The 15,079-nt window shown below is 47.1% G+C and carries 13 protein-coding genes; 5 read left to right on the top strand and 8 right to left on the bottom strand.

Features of this window, described 5'->3' with window-relative positions; all coding sequences use genetic code 11:
* Positions 1–57 precede the first annotated feature (57 nt).
* From Q4Q46_RS12095 to Q4Q46_RS12070, 6 genes are all read right to left on the bottom strand, one after another.
* Positions 58–765: a LysE family translocator gene (locus Q4Q46_RS12095; RefSeq protein WP_311906051.1), complete on the bottom strand. Its 708-nt coding sequence runs from the start codon at positions 763–765 to the stop codon at positions 58–60.
* Between the two features lie 227 nt (positions 766–992).
* A complete protein-coding gene (locus tag Q4Q46_RS12090; protein WP_011847833.1) occupies positions 993–1,835 on the bottom strand; it encodes an AraC family transcriptional regulator in 843 nt (280 codons plus the stop codon).
* Between the two features lie 303 nt (positions 1,836–2,138).
* Positions 2,139–2,867 (bottom strand): hypothetical protein, encoded by a 729-nt coding sequence (locus Q4Q46_RS12085; RefSeq protein WP_259560402.1) that lies wholly within the window; start codon positions 2,865–2,867, stop codon positions 2,139–2,141.
* Positions 2,868–3,053: 186 nt separating this feature from the next.
* Entirely contained in the window at positions 3,054–4,691 is a 1,638-nt protein-coding gene (locus Q4Q46_RS12080) for an alkaline phosphatase family protein (RefSeq protein ID WP_311906050.1), read from the bottom strand.
* 40 nt (positions 4,692–4,731) lie between these two features.
* Positions 4,732–6,228, bottom strand: a complete 1,497-nt coding sequence (locus Q4Q46_RS12075; protein ID WP_311906070.1) for an alkaline phosphatase family protein — start codon at positions 6,226–6,228, stop codon at positions 4,732–4,734.
* A gap of 207 nt (positions 6,229–6,435) precedes the next feature.
* A complete protein-coding gene (locus tag Q4Q46_RS12070) occupies positions 6,436–8,466 on the bottom strand; it encodes a TonB-dependent receptor (RefSeq protein WP_311906069.1) in 2,031 nt (676 codons plus the stop codon).
* Between the two features lie 353 nt (positions 8,467–8,819).
* On the opposite strand from Q4Q46_RS12070, the gene Q4Q46_RS12065 reads away from it, so the two are divergent.
* Entirely contained in the window at positions 8,820–9,635 is an 816-nt protein-coding gene (locus tag Q4Q46_RS12065) for a transporter substrate-binding domain-containing protein (RefSeq protein ID WP_311906049.1), read from the top strand.
* Positions 9,636–9,947: 312 nt separating this feature from the next.
* A complete protein-coding gene (locus Q4Q46_RS12060) occupies positions 9,948–11,942 on the top strand; it encodes a diguanylate cyclase domain-containing protein (protein ID WP_311906048.1) in 1,995 nt (664 codons plus the stop codon).
* Positions 11,943–11,945: 3 nt separating this feature from the next.
* On the opposite strand, the gene Q4Q46_RS12055 is transcribed toward Q4Q46_RS12060, so the two are convergent.
* Together Q4Q46_RS12055 and Q4Q46_RS12050 are read right to left on the bottom strand one after the other, a co-directional pair.
* On the bottom strand, positions 11,946–12,908 hold the full coding sequence (locus Q4Q46_RS12055; protein WP_311906047.1) for a hypothetical protein: 963 nt from the start codon (positions 12,906–12,908) through the stop codon (positions 11,946–11,948).
* Between the two features lies 1 nt (position 12,909).
* Positions 12,910–13,296 (bottom strand): PadR family transcriptional regulator, encoded by a 387-nt coding sequence (locus tag Q4Q46_RS12050; protein ID WP_006086094.1) that lies wholly within the window; start codon positions 13,294–13,296, stop codon positions 12,910–12,912.
* Between the two features lie 412 nt (positions 13,297–13,708).
* On the opposite strand from Q4Q46_RS12050, the gene Q4Q46_RS12045 reads away from it, so the two are divergent.
* The 3 genes from Q4Q46_RS12045 (at position 13,709) to Q4Q46_RS12035 (ending at position 14,989) form a co-directional block, all read left to right on the top strand.
* Positions 13,709–14,362, top strand: a complete 654-nt coding sequence (locus tag Q4Q46_RS12045) for an excalibur calcium-binding domain-containing protein (RefSeq protein WP_126491153.1) — start codon at positions 13,709–13,711, stop codon at positions 14,360–14,362.
* Between the two features lie 55 nt (positions 14,363–14,417).
* The gene (locus Q4Q46_RS12040; RefSeq protein ID WP_006086096.1) at positions 14,418–14,567 is read left to right on the top strand and encodes a hypothetical protein; all 150 of its coding nucleotides are present in this window, start codon (positions 14,418–14,420) and stop codon (positions 14,565–14,567) included.
* 62 nt (positions 14,568–14,629) lie between these two features.
* Positions 14,630–14,989, top strand: coding sequence for a thioredoxin family protein (locus Q4Q46_RS12035; protein ID WP_311906046.1), 360 nt, complete (start codon positions 14,630–14,632; stop codon positions 14,987–14,989).
* Positions 14,990–15,079 lie beyond the last annotated feature (90 nt).

The following is a 15,079-nucleotide window of genomic DNA, read 5'->3' as shown; positions in this document are numbered from 1 at the left end:
CAAAGAATAACATAAATGCACAGGACTAAAACCTAAGCTGATTGACGCAATGCCTGACTAAGCCGTCAGCAACAGGTTAGCGTAAATCGCCAGCGCGACTGACATAAAGATGACACCAATAATTGCATCGATAATCGGTGTCAGTCGCTGCAATTTAAGTTGCACCTGCGCCTTAGATAACATCACAGCCAAAAAGCCAAACCATGCCAGCGACAGCGATAACAACAAGATAGCGGAAGCGATTTTAGTGCTAGTGGTAACGCTTGGGGTAATCAAGGCCGAAAACAGCGTTAAGAAAAACACCAATGCTTTGGGATTCAATAGATTGGTATAAAGCCCAGTCAAAAAACCTTGCTTCTGTGACATAGTGCCACCTAAGCCATCAGCAATAGACGCCGCACCTTCAACGTCAGCAGAAATAGCATCAACATTTGTCCCAGCATTTGTACTGGCACTCGCTTTACGTTTAGCCAGTATCGCAAGGCCTGCACGCAGGGCACCAAAACCCATCCAAGCTAGGTAAGACGCACCCACAATTTGCACTAATAGATACAGAGTGTGTGAACTCTTAATAAGCAGACTCACGCCAGTCAGACTTAAAATCGTGTGGGCTAAAATGGCGATTGAAATCCCCACTGCGGCGGCAATCGCCGTGCTTCGCGACTGCTGAGTCGCAATCTTCACCATAATAGCGAAATCGGGTCCGGGGCTTATCAAGGCAACCGAGTGGATCACGGCCAAGGTGAGTAATAAAGATAAATCCATAGAGATGCGGCTCCGCAAAAAAGGTGATGAACGATAACTGAGGCTGCCAGTATGGCCATTTATCGCAGGGCTGAATTGTAATAAATTGCACGATTCTGTTTTATTCGAATTAGTGTTTTTGAACCAGTGACTTTAGAGGCAACCGTTTTCGAAATAACGGTTTCAAAGCAACGGCTTTAAAAGCTGCAACCTTCAACTCTGCAGCAATCGTCGAAAGACGGGGGAAACTAGAGCATACGTCGCTGAAATTGCACCGGCGATAATAGGAATGCCTGCTTAAAGGCTTTATTCAAATGGCTCTGGTCAAAAAATCCGAATTGCTGCGCCACATCCGCCACTAGAGCGCCATGACTTAAGGATTTTTTCGCCAACTCTAAACGCACCCGCTTGAGATAAGCATGGGGTGTCATCCCTGTTGCCTGTTTAAATTGCCGCAAAAACTGAAACTTACTTAAGCTCACTTCATTGGCTAAGGTTTCAAGCTGAGTATTATGCCAAGGCTCATCGTGAATTCGCTGCTTCACTAAGCTCACCTGCAACTTAGATAGCCCCTGCGGTTGATTCGGCTTAGTGATGCAAGATGAAACGCCGCTTGGGTAACGCTCCAGCAGCAGATGAATAAAGTTCAGTAGGTGGGACTCGCCCGCGAGCGCACTGCATTGGCCTTGGATTAATAGCTCGTGTAGCTGAATAAAGTATTGGTAAAGCATCGGGTCATCCACCATAGGCGCGCTGAAAAAGTGCTCCTTCAAGCCCAGTTCTTGGCTGACTTCATTCATGTATTCCACGGGGATCGACATGACTTTCACCCGATAACCGTCGGCATCGCGGCTCTGGCCATCGTGGGTTTCGTCAGGATTTAAGGTCGATAGACTGTGCTGACCAAGCTGATAACTACTGCCCTTATTCACAAACTGCTGCGCACCTTGGGTGACCACACCTAAGTGGTAATCCAGATGCACATGTTTATCAAAACTGAAATGAGTGAATTCCGCCTGACTCAGTTCTATACCTGATAAGCTGGGATGACGCCAATAGTTAATGTTTTCAACGGGTATTGCTGTACTCATCGCTCGCGGCTATTACCTATAACATCAGTTTTAACACTGGGAAAACTCAAATCCACTAGGGTTCATTTTAGCCTTCATTGTCAGCGCGGGAATAGTAAATTATTGCAGCCATATCGTTTGATGAAATGTGCGCATAGATTGGCACATTAACTAGCGCATGAATGGGTGTTCACATTAGCGCCGAAGAAAAACAAAAACGCCCAACTCTGTGGGCGCTTATAAATACGGACTGGCTTACGTTATAAGTTCTACTCAGCGCGAAGCTCGTCAGTATCACTTACACTTAATATCGATTAATGCGGATTAATGCGAATGGCTGCCGTGTCCGCCCTGGGCTTCAATAGATTGGCCTTCGCTGTTGTAAAAACCGCTACCGCCATGTTCAATAAAGCCTTGGTTGATCATCTTAGCGATAAAGGGATCGGACTCACTGTCACCAACATCGGCAAAATCAATATCTTGATAATCTTGGGTTAATACCACAAACGCATCGCTATCAAATGGCTCTACGCCCACCAGCTTGTAGGCTAGATTCGGTTGAGATTGACCTAAGATAAACTCAGCGGGCAGGCTGATGGCATCAATCCAAACAAGCTCACTCTCTAAGCCGTTAACCTTACCTTCAAAGCCTTGAGTCGTAAAACACGCCTCTTGCTTAGCTTGTGTCTTGGTCATGTGGGTCGGCAATGCTGGCGATACGACATGGTACAACTGGTCGCGATCGTGTTGAATGTTGAGTGCGCGCAAATCACCTTTACGGTAAGTCACAGAACGTTTTTCAGCGGGGAAATAACGCACGTACTCGCCATTGCTCGACCATTCTTCAAATGTTGATCCATCACGCTGAATAATAAAGTCTTGTCCATTACGGATGAGGGTCATTTGCCATTGCTGGCCCTTGCCATTGGTCACTTGATATTGAGCCTTTAAATGCTCGGCTTGTAGCGTTGGACACTGAGCCTCTTGCGCTGCCATAACAACATTGGGCAGAACTAAGCTGGATAACATTAGAGCCAATAGACGGTTTTTCATTAGACTTCTCACTTGCTGAACAGGGTAAACACTTAAGCTTTTGTAAACGCTTTGGTATGTTAAATCGTTAGGCTAAAGGCCGATGGATGACGTATGCCATCCATCGGCACTGCTTTTACTTAGCTACTACTGCACTATGTCTTACTGCACTATTTCTTACTTCACTATGCAGAGACTAAGCGGGTCTTACTTAACGGCAGCCGCTTCAGCTTTAGCCACTAAATTTGCCGCGCGGTTCATCACGTGGAAAATGTGGTTCTGCTCAACCGTACCTTGGATAAGATCCGAACTTGGGCCGCGGGCGAAAATCGCTACGTCTTCCCCAGCATGGGTCTCGTCACTTAATGGCACTAGCGCTTCTTGGTGGAATCCTGCACTTTGGGTATCAACAAAGTTCAAGTCCTTACGACCTGCATCCACTGGGAAGTTGTAACGCTCATCGCCACCTGTTGCTAATGACGCATAGCCCATGCCGTTAGCGTAACCGACTGTGGTATATGGTAAACCGTTAGCATCGGTAGAGTTAGTCACTTCAGCAACGCCGTTGGCGTCGTTCGACTTCACTAAACCTAGGATAGGGTTACCGCGAGTTGGATAACCTGCAATGGTGAACACATGGCTGTGATCCGCTGTAACCATTAACAAGGTATCGTTTGCCGAGGTTTTTTCCATCGCCACACGCACCGCTTCAGAAAGCGCAACTGTGTCATACAGCGCACGCGCCGCATTACCTGCATGGTGAGCGTGGTCGATACGGCCAGCTTCAACAATCAGCACGAAGCCTTTTGAGTTTTTCTTCAGAATATCAATCGACTTAGCCGTCATTTCCGCCAGTGATGGCTCGCCAGTCACGCCCGCTTCTTTACGGTCGTAGTCGTATTCCATGTGCGATGAGTTGAATAGGCCCAGCAAATGATCTGTGCTTGCCGCATCCACACTGAGGAAACCGTCCCTGTCTTGCACGTAAGCGGCGTTAGTGTATTTGCTCATCCACTCAGCAGTGAGATCGCGACCATCGTTACGCTTACCGGCTTTACCTTCTGGATCAACGGTCGTCTTAGGAATAAAGGCGCGGCGACCGCCACCCATCATCACGTTAAGACCGCTGCCGTAGTTAAAGTCGAGCATTTGCGCGGCGATATCTTTACAGCCATTAGTCACAGCTTCAGCTGGCAGGTTTGAATCGGCTTCCCAATCACGTTCTGGCACATGGGCGTAAGTCGCCGCAGGAGTTGCGTGGGTTAAACGCGCAGTCGTTACCACGCCCGTTGCCATTCCCGCCATCGCAGCAAGCTCAAGTGATGTCACGAGATTTTGATCTTTAGTCGAAGCACAGTTAGCACGTACTACGCCTTCAGCTTGTGAAATCACGCCCACGTCAGTTTTTACACCTGTCATCATCGCCGACATAGTGCCTGCAGAATCTGGCGTTTGGCCGTCGACGTTATAGGTTTTAGAAAGACCCACATACGGTAGAGTTTCGAAAGATAACGAGTTTTCTTCACCCGTTTTGCCTTTTAGCTGGCCTTCTAAAATACGTGCAGCAGTAATGGTTGATACACCCATACCGTCACCCACAAACAGGATCACGTTTTTAGCGGCGCCAACATCATTGTTAACCGTTAAGCCTTCGGCTTTGGTCACGCGAGCTTGTGCATCGACATACCACTGATTCACAGCAGTCCAGTCTTTACCGTTGCTACCGTTAGACCCATTTGATCCATTGCTACCCGGAGTGCCCGCGGCACCATTATCACCATCGCTACCGCATGCGGCTAAACCCAGCATGGCTGAAATCGCGACTACTAGTAATTTCTTATTCATTTTTTGCTCCAAAAGTGAGGACTCAGTAACTAATTCGGGATTAGTACTTAGTGCCGCCAAGCTGCTGCGCTTGGTTGATAATGTGGAAGATCACGTTCTGCTCAATCACGCCCTGAACCAGATTAGAACCTGGACCTCTGGCATGTAAGCTGATGTCTTCACCGGCGTGAGTCTCACTTTCCATTGGGATAAGCGCTTGTTGCATAAAATCTTTATCTTGCGTATCGACTGAGGTTAAGTCGTCACGCACACCCACCACAGCACCAGGGCCGTTGGTATAAGCCAGCGTGGTATAAGGCTTGTTGTCATTCGCTGTCGCTAATGTGCCATCGACGTTATGCACTAAACCTAAGATTGGGTTACCGCGTTTTGGGTAGCCTGCGATCGTGAACACATGGCTGTGATCCGCTGTTACCATGATCAAGGTATCGTCGCTGCTGGTTGCATCCATTGCCGCTTTCACTGCATTAGATAATTCAACCGCATCGGTCAGGGCACGGCTCGCATTGCCCGCATGGTGACCATGGTCGATACGGCCAGATTCAACGATCAGCAAGTAGCCTTTATCGTTCTTCTTCAATATGTCGAGGGATTTGGCGGTCATTTCAGTTAGTGATGGCTCACCACCTACGTCATCAGCGCGGTCTGCTTCGTATTCCATGTGTGATGGATTGAATAGGCCGAGTAAATGATCTGTGTTGGCGGCATCAATGGCGTCGAAGCCTTTTTTGTCCCACACGTAGGCAGATTTGCTGAAGTTATCGACCCAAGCTTTGGTTAAATCTTTGCCATCTTTACGTTTACCGGCTTTGTTCTCGCCATCTGTCACAGTTGTGGGTAGGAAGTAGCTACGGCCGCCACCTAATGCCACAGTTAACGAATTAGCTTCATCGCGCATCACCAATTGGCTGGCGATGTCAGTACAACCGTTCGCCACCGCTTCGGCAGGTAAGTTGAAATCGCCTTCCCAATCGCGCTCAGGTGACTTGGCATAGGTTGCCGCTGGCGTGGCGTGGGTTAAACGCGCCGTAGTGACTATGCCCGTTGATAACCCTTTGGCATTAGCAAGGTCGACCAGTGAAACAAGTTCATTGCCTTTTGAAGACAAACAGTTACCACGTAAGCTGGTATCTGAAATAGAGATAATACCCGCCTTGGTTTTAACGCCTGTCGCCATGGCTGTCATAGTGCCCGCAGAATCTGGCGTTTGTTGGTTAGTGTTATAGGTTTTCACTAACGCCGTGTGGGGGAACTGTTCGAAACTTAAGAAGTTTTCTTCGCCGCCTTGGTTGTCAGCTTTATCCTGCCCTTGCAGAATACGGGCTGCCGTTAGCGTCGAAATACTCATGCCGTCACCGACAAATAAAATCACATTTTTAGCGGTTTTTTTAGTGTCGACTTGGGCTTTAGCCACCACGTTTGCCGCACTGTCTTTAAACCACTGGCTGTCTGTTTGTGTTGCGGGTAGGACTGCAGCATGAGCCACAACCGTCATTAAGCTGCAGGAGATAGCTGCAGCGATCCGTTTAATATTCATCACGTTCATCACCGATTTATTATTGAGTGTATGAGGGTATTCCCTGTAGAGGCGACCCGATTTTCAGGCATTTATGTGACGAATAAGCGTGATTTGGATGGCGATTTTATTGCAGCTAAGTGTCAGATTTATTTCAACTAACAATATGCCAGACGTTAAGTTTGACCACCAGCATGGTGGCCAAACTGATCAAAGGATGGGGTAATCTTAGAAATGGTAACTCACGCTCACTCTCACCATACGCGGCTCAACAGGATGATAATGCTGATCTTCTACCCCTTCGGCGGCTTCACTAAGTAAGCGTGATTCATAGAAGTAATCTATGTCGTGATCTTTACTATCGAACACATTGAGTAGCTCAAGCTTAGTGTCGAAGCGGCGGAACTCGTATCCTAGCGCGAGGTTAACTAATGTGGTCGCATCGGCCTTGTGATCATTGAAACTGTCGAGCACCCGCTCGCCAAGGTGGCGCACGCGTACACTAGAATACAGGCCATCGCCGTCGGGTCGATAGGTAATGCCCGCACTGGCAACAAAAGGAACCGCGCCATCGATATACTTGCCCTCTTCGAGTTCATTTTCAGTAAATCTAGCATTGGTCCAAGCCAACTCCATATCGATACTGATGGCATCATTCAGCCAATAATAAGCCGTTAATTCAGCACCATAACGTTCAGATGCGCGACTCGGTTCAGTGTTACCTGCATCGCCGACAAACACGAGTTCTGAGTCTAATTGCAGATACCAAAGCGCGGCGGAGAAATTGATAAAGTCCCTATCATAATATTTCACCCCAAATTCGCCGCCATTGGAGCGCACGAGCAGATCGACTTTCTCGACCTCATCGCCACTCACGGGATCGACGCTAATGGTCGCACCACGGGCATCGTTCGAATGTAGCCCTTGGCCTGCATTCACATATAACTCAAGATTATCGCTCCACAAATAGGAAGCGCCCGCCTTAAGACTGAACATACCATCGGACGCATCGCCACTGTTCAGTGGATTATCACTGACGACCTGCACATCAAAATAGTCGTAACGCAGCCCAAGGTTGAAGCGCCATTGCTCTACGGGCAGCCACTCCACTTTGCCAAATATACCGCTCGACAACTCTTGCACGTCATCGAGCCTGACGGTATTCAGCCGTTGTCGCGCCTTAGTGTTATACAAACCCACTGCGCCAATATCGTCATAACGTACATCGCCGCCCACACTGTAATTCAGTTGAGTGCCGCCAAGGTAAGTCTGCCAGTCGCGTTTCAGATCGCCACCCCAAAGCGTACGCTCATCGACTTGTTCAAACTCATCGCCATTAACGGGGTCGTTTAAGAAGTAAGTAAAATTAGAGAATAAATTCATGGTCGAGCGAATGGCATACACATTTCCCTGCCAATCGCCCGCATCGTAATTGGCTGACACGCTATAGCGGCTTGAATCACCGCCGACGTCTTTATCTAACGATCCGTAAAAATCGATTAATCCAGAATCTACCGCACGGGCAGGGATCTGATCCGCCGAATTCCAGCTGTTGTCATAGGCCATCATAGTCACGCTCAAGTCACCCTCACCGAGCCGAGTTAAATAACGCCCCACCAAACTGACTTTACTCACATCCTCATTAATATCCGTCCACGGACCATCATAGGCTTGTACTTCACCGCCAAGAATAAACCGCCCCATATCAGTGTTTAACTCCTGCGTCGCCACAAGCCGCTGGTAACCATATTCCCCCAAAGTCACACCTACTTGGTTGTGGGGCAATTGATCGGCAAGCAGCAATTGGGCGGCACCCGCACCGGAAAAATCGGCCACCTCAGGATAATAAGCGCCTTTGGCATAACGGATCTCACCAATAAGTTCTGGGATCAAAAAGTTAAGATCCGTATAACCCTGACCATGCCCGTGGGTACGCATATTCACCGGCATGCCGTCGACGCGGGTATTAAAGTCAGTGCCATGGTCCAAGTTAAAGCCGCGTAAGAAATACTGATTCGCCTTACCTGAACCACTGTGCTGAGTGACTATCATCCCAGGAACAAATTCGAGGATTTCGCCGGTTCGTAATAGTGGTCGACTCTCGATTTCTGCCGCGCCGACTATCCCTTCAGATGCTGAAGTGCTGTGCCCTAAGGTATTAATTTGTCTGCCGCGCACCTCAAGGCGTTCAATATTGTCAGTCGCCGCATCAGCCATAACCACGCTGGATAAACTACAGAGAGGTAATAACCATGCCATTGATAACCAAAGTTTTGATAACCGTATTCCTGGTAGTTCACGTCCCGACTTCATCCCTTATTTCCTAGTACAAGTAATAGATGACGCCGATTTAACGCCTAATTCACACGGAAAAAGCCGATCGAGCTCAAACTCTGATGAGTAAAAAAACAGCAAAATACCGGCAAATGTTAATTCTATGTATTGTATCGCACATTTTTAAAGGCAAAAGGACAAAATGTCCGCCAGCAGATCACATTTCAACACCCTATTGATGCGAGTTCATGGAAACGAGTGATTTAACTTGAATAAAAATGAACCCATTTATTAGGCTAGCTATACTCTAGATAAATCAACACGTTTAGGGACAGGCTATGCAGCGACGGAGCAATATGCGCATTTTTTGGGGGGTGATAGTCCTATTCTTTTGTTTCTCAGTTCCTGCGATCTGTAAATCCACAGCAGAAACTACAACGGCGCTTGCAGCTAAACCTATTATTACCATGGCGTTTTATGAGGACCCCAAACACAACTTTTACTTTAAATGGGCTGAGCTGATATACACCCAAGCCTTTGAACGCTTAGGCTATGGCTTCGCCTATCAAGTGGTTCCTGCAGTTCGCGCCAGTATGATGGCAGACTCTGGAAAAGTGGATGGTGAACCGGGACGCGTATTTCATTATGGTGAAAAATTTACTAACCTCATTCGCATCGAAGAACCGGTTGTCGATACCCGTTTAATTGCCTTCGCACATAATCCCAACATCAAGATTACTAACTGGCAAGCACTGCAAAAGAGTCGATATAAGATCGAATACTATCGAGGCGTGTTCCTCGCAGAACAAAAGCTAAAGGGACTCATTCCAAAGGAACGCCTGACTGAATCCTCATCCCCTGTAAGCTCTTTTCGTAAAATACTCCGCGACCGGATCGATATCTATATTGATACGGAAGCAAGCTCATTGGATCTATTACAAACGCCAGAGTTTCAAGGTAGCGAGATCAGCGCGATTGCCACCCTAGAAGAACTCACCAGCTATGGTTACTTGAATAAACGTCACGCGGCACTCGCCGTTAATCTTGCTCGGGAGTTAAAACAGATGAAGCAAGAAGGCATATTTGAAACCTATAAACAGCAGGCAAAAAAATCACTTAATGATGCAGTGAATAATGGCGATGCCCCACAATAACTTAATCGGCATCGCCAATCTTGTTTCAATTATTTCATTGACTTAATTTCAAAGCGTTTTAGTGTTATCTAAAGTATGTCGCTGACATATATGGCTTAACTGACAGTACATGAATGAACTGGCAGTGTATTGCCCAACAAAGAGGCTGACCCACAACCAAACGGTATTTAGATTTAGCATGTGGAACAATCAACCTAAGGAACAGATGAATAGCAAAATAGTCCTCAAAAATTGCAGACAAATCGATTTACCCCTTCTCCCTAAGCTGCCCACTCTGAAGTGGTATTGCTGTGCTGGCCGTGGAGCATAAGGATGGGGACTCAGTTCGCACGCACCTTCGCTAGGTTACGGCAACGAACTCGTTCAACCGTTGCTAAGGTTTTATTAATCATCAGCATGTTCGTAGGGATCTGCATCGCGCTCGTCGCACTTGTGTATATTCAAGGCAATATATTTGATGGTGTACGCACCTATGTCCGCGGTGAAGGCTTGTGGGCCAAGGCGCAAAAAGATGCGGTACTTTATCTCACCCATTACTCTTACACCCAAAATGATGTGGACTTTCAGCGTTATCGTGCAGCGACGAGCGTCATGGAAGGTGATCATCAAGCTAGGCAAGCCTTACTCGCAACGCCAATCGATGAACAGGCCGCCAAACAGGGTTTTATTCAGGGCCTCAATGACGAACGGGATACCGACTCACTGATCTGGTTCTTCCGTCACTTTCAATCCAATGCCTATATGCGGCAAGCAATTCAGCTGTGGGGCTTAGCGGATCAACGCTTCGAGTTTGTAATGCAACTCGCTGAGAATATGCGTATTGAAATCAATCAACTGGGTGGCAGGCCCGAAATCCTCGCGCAATACCGCCAGCAATTGATTGATGCCAATGAAGAATTGCTTAGCCTAGAAATTGAATTTTCAGCAGTGCTCAGTGAAGGCGCACGTTGGGTAAAGCAAATGACCTGGTTGATTAGCCTTGGCGCCCTACTGCTGTTTATCAGTATTGGGATCTTCGCCAGTCGGCAGATCATTCGTAACATCGCCAAGTCTGAACGGCAGTTACTGATCAGTGAATCTCGCTTCACTAGCCTAAAAAACTCCGACACCATAGGGATTATTTCTTGGCAGCTCGATGGCACCCTCCATGATGCTAATGATCATTTCCTCAAGATGCTCAATTTTGACCGCGCGGATTTGACCTCAGGCTTAATCAACTGGCGCTCAATTACCCCACCTGAATATGAAACACGAGATGCCATTGCGATTGCAGAGTTAGAACAGTTTGGTCACTGCCAACAATATGAAAAACAACTTATCAGCAAGAGTGGTGCCTTAGTGCCTGTGATGTTAGCGGCCAGTTTTTTAAATGGCAGCAAATATGAAGGCGTGGCTTACTTTATGGATCTCACCGCCAGTAAACAGGCCGAAGATAAACTCAGGCTCGCGGCAACCGTGTTTAATGCCAGCACCGACGGCATAATGATCACCGATCCCCTGCTGAGTATTATTTCTATCAATCAAGCCTTTACTCATATTACTGGCTTTACCCAGCAGGATTTGCACGGCGATGCCAACCACTTCCTCAATGACGGGCACAATAGTGATGACGCCCGCCAAGCCATGCTAAATCTGCTACAACAGGGCGAGCAATGGCAGGGGGAATTACTCAAACAAGTTAAAACGGGCGACTTACTGCCGCTCAGTGTGCGCATCAATACAGTGCGCAATGAGCATGACCGCCTGACTCATTTTGTCATTGTGATTACCGACATTGCCGAACGCAAGGCAGAGGAGGAATATCTGCGTCATATCGCCCATCACGATGCCCTGACTAACCTGCCTAATCGTGTGTTATTCCACACTAAACTTGAACAAGCCATAGTGCACGCCCAACGGTCTGATGATATTTTTGCAATCCTTTTCTTAGACTTAGATAACTTTAAGCCAGTGAATGACCAGTTTGGTCACGATGTGGGAGATAAACTATTACAGGAAGTCGCGAAACGGCTTTCATCTGGGATTCGCCAAATGGATACCATCACTCGCCTCGGAGGCGATGAGTTTGTGATCCTGCTAGAACACCTTGCCAATACCCACAGAATCGGCCAACTGATCCCTCAGATAAGCCAAGCTATTTGCGCGCCCTACACTATCAATGGTCATCAAATCCATATCGGTGTCAGCGTCGGTTTGGCGATTTATCCAGAAAACGGCACAGATGCAAAAAGCCTGATCAATCATGCTGATCAGGCCATGTATTCGATGAAAAAAACCAATAAGACTCACCTGCAAAGCCTAGGTTAAGCCTTACTGGCTGGCGAGTTTACGCCAACGTAATCCATCACGAATCACCTCATACCCGGGGAACATAGCGGCAATCACTAGACTATAACTGAGCCATTTATCTAGCTGCAGTAACGTAAACATCCCCTGTAATTCGGTTCCTTGGCTCTGTACTTGGGTTTGTAATAGTGGCGAACTAAATGCCAGAAAGACTAAGAACAAGGCATAAGCAAGATTAATCCCCATATTCGCCAGTAACAATTCAGTGGTCCACACTCTGCAGCGTAACCGCCACAGACTATTGCCCATAGACAGCAAAATAATAGGGCTAAACCATTGCAGTAATTGCTGAGCATTGGCGCTAAAAATCACAGTGCGTGCGGCTAATTGCTCGCTACTCATCCACACAGAACACCAGATCACGAGCAAGAGGAAGAGATACGTCGCCAGATCGGCAAACACATCGCTTAAACTAATATGCTGCCAACCGGGGCCGACCTTTGGCAAATTCTGCGGCTGCCATTTTTGGCAATTGCTGCCAGATAGCGGTTTTCCTTGAGCCGAAAAGCTCCAAAAAGACAAGCCAATTGCAGTAAAGGCAAGACAAGCATCGCCGATAAAACCTTTGGCAATATGATGGATAAATCCGAATAGATTTCCCTCTGCCGAGCCCAGCCATTGAGTCGTGCCGCCTACCACCTGCAGCACAAATAAAACACCAAGCACCATGAAAAGTGTATGTTTAAAAAGCGGAATATCCTCAGAGGCAATAATAGGCACTGCCGGTACAAATTGCTGCGCGACCTTACAGGGATGACCCATTTGCTTTAATACATCGGCAATTTGCGATTCGGTCAATTCACCTTGCTCAGATAAGGCATCCAATTGGTCGCAGATATTGGCTTTTAATTCACGACCAATTTCCTGACGCTTGTTCTCGGGCAATTCACGCTGCACCGCGGCGATATAGCGATCGACTAATTCCATATCAAATCTCCTCTGCGCTCTCGTCTGAGCGGTTAATATCAGAGCCATTAGTGTCAGCGCTTTGCTCCAGCAAAAAAGCCAAGGCGCCATTAAGTTGCTGCCATTCATCGGTAAGTTGACTGAGTAACTCAGCCCCCAATGACGACAATTGGTAATAACGACGCTCACGCCCTTCGGCCTGTCGCCACTCACTATCCAACAATCCTTGATCGGCTAGGCGGCGCACTAAGGGATACAGAGTCCCCTCATCAATATCGATACCGCCTTCCTGCAACTGTTTGCGGAGCGAATAACCGTAATGGGGTTGTTTTAATAATCCCAGTACTGCCAACACTAATACCCCACGACGCAACTCGAGTCGCATTTTGACTAGCTGTGAACTTGTCATAGTCGAATTCCCATCCTGAACACTGTGTCACACACACTGTGCGCCACACAGCAAATACTATGCAGCACACAGTAATATTGCAAGTTTTTATTGCGCACTTTTTGCTCTCTATGTTCAAAATAAACACAAACACTTGTTTGTATTGAATTTAGAAAAATGCCAACCGTTTCTGCAGAGTGCTCACATTTCCTCTGTGCCATACACTCAAAGCAAATGACTCCCACATAAGCAAATTCAAGATAAAAAATTGCAAAACTTCCTATGCTTGAGTAACTTAGCATCCAACATTGAATAGCCGACTCGCCAACCTAAAAACGGTTTATTCCTCCAAGGGGATAAATCGGATCGACTCAAGTAAGTATTGATATTCAATAACTAAAACTATTAAGCCGTTAAATTAAGGACATAGAAAATGCTCATGGATAGAGGCGTGCTGGTACGCTGGAACGATGAAAAGGGATTTGGCTTTATTCAGCCTGAAAAAAACGCCGCCCAAGATGTGTTTATTCACATTTCGGTGCTAAAAAAGATGGCGAGAAAACCCATAGTGGGCGACAGCATTCTGTTTCAAACTGAAGTGCAAAATGACGGAAAAAGAAAAGCGGTTATCGCCTCGATTGAAGGCGTCGCGGTGGTAGCGGCAAGCTCAGCGCCACGCACCGATTCCCACTCTCATGTCCAATCACGCAATGAAAACTTCAATAACAAAAACAAAGCCCATTACCATAGCCCACGAAAATCTTCATTTAATACGATAATCCCGCTGCTAATAATCGTTGCCATAGTTATCTTTGGCTTTAAACAATACCAAGAATTTAATGAAGCTCCTGCAATCGATGAAGTACCAGTCCTCACAAATGAAGACATTCAGCCAATGCCCATGTACGAAACTAAAGTGAGAACTCAAACACCTGCAACGCCAAGATTCCAATGTGAAGCGGGTAAAACCCATTGCAGCCAGATGAGTTCCTGCGCAGAAGCGACATTCTATATCCAACATTGCCCCAATACTCAAATGGATGGTGACAATGATGGCATTCCCTGCGAGCGCCAGTGGTGCCGTTAGCGATACGACATATGTAAAGTTACGCGTGTAACCTTAAGCCTGAGCAGGTAGTAAAATGATAAGTAATCTAAAACAATGGCGAGATAGCCTGACAGGCATACAGCAAACCGGAGTGATTGCTGCCAGTATCGGGCTTCTCATGCTTGGCTTATTCTACCTTGGTCAATTTATCGGTAGTAGCGTGGTAAAAATGGGCTGGCTTTAACCCTAAAAACACGCAAACTAGCCCATTAATTCATACCCATAGCAACTTCCCAATGGCAACGCATGCACACTGATATCATCACGCAAATTGACTCACCAGAGATGCTTGAGTCTTTGTTAACCGAGCACGCAGCGGTGCTGTTGTTATTTGGCGCGCCGGACTGCGGTGTGTGCCAAACGCTCAAACCGAGAATTGCTGAGATGTTAGCGCAAGCGTTCCCGCTGATGCAGATGGCCTATATCGATTGCCAAGCCCAAGCTGAGATAGCGGCGAGCCACAATGTATTTACTCTGCCAGTGGTGGAATGTGTGTTCTATGGCAAAACCTTCGGACGGTTTTCTAAGGTATTTTCGTTAGCGGATATTCGAGGGGCGCTTGCCCGCCCCTATGGTTTACTCCAAAAAGCACCTGTAAGCGATTAGCACATATCAAGTATCGGAAGTTAAAAAACTCATTTCAGTGGCAAACTTTTGCACTTTGCAGCAACAAAAAAGCGCCACTAGGGCGCTTTC

This window comes from Shewanella vaxholmensis, from assembly GCF_031932135.1.
In the GTDB taxonomy this organism is placed as follows: Bacteria; Pseudomonadota; Gammaproteobacteria; order Enterobacterales; family Shewanellaceae; genus Shewanella; species Shewanella hafniensis.
This window is presented reverse-complemented; position numbering and strand designations above follow the sequence as displayed.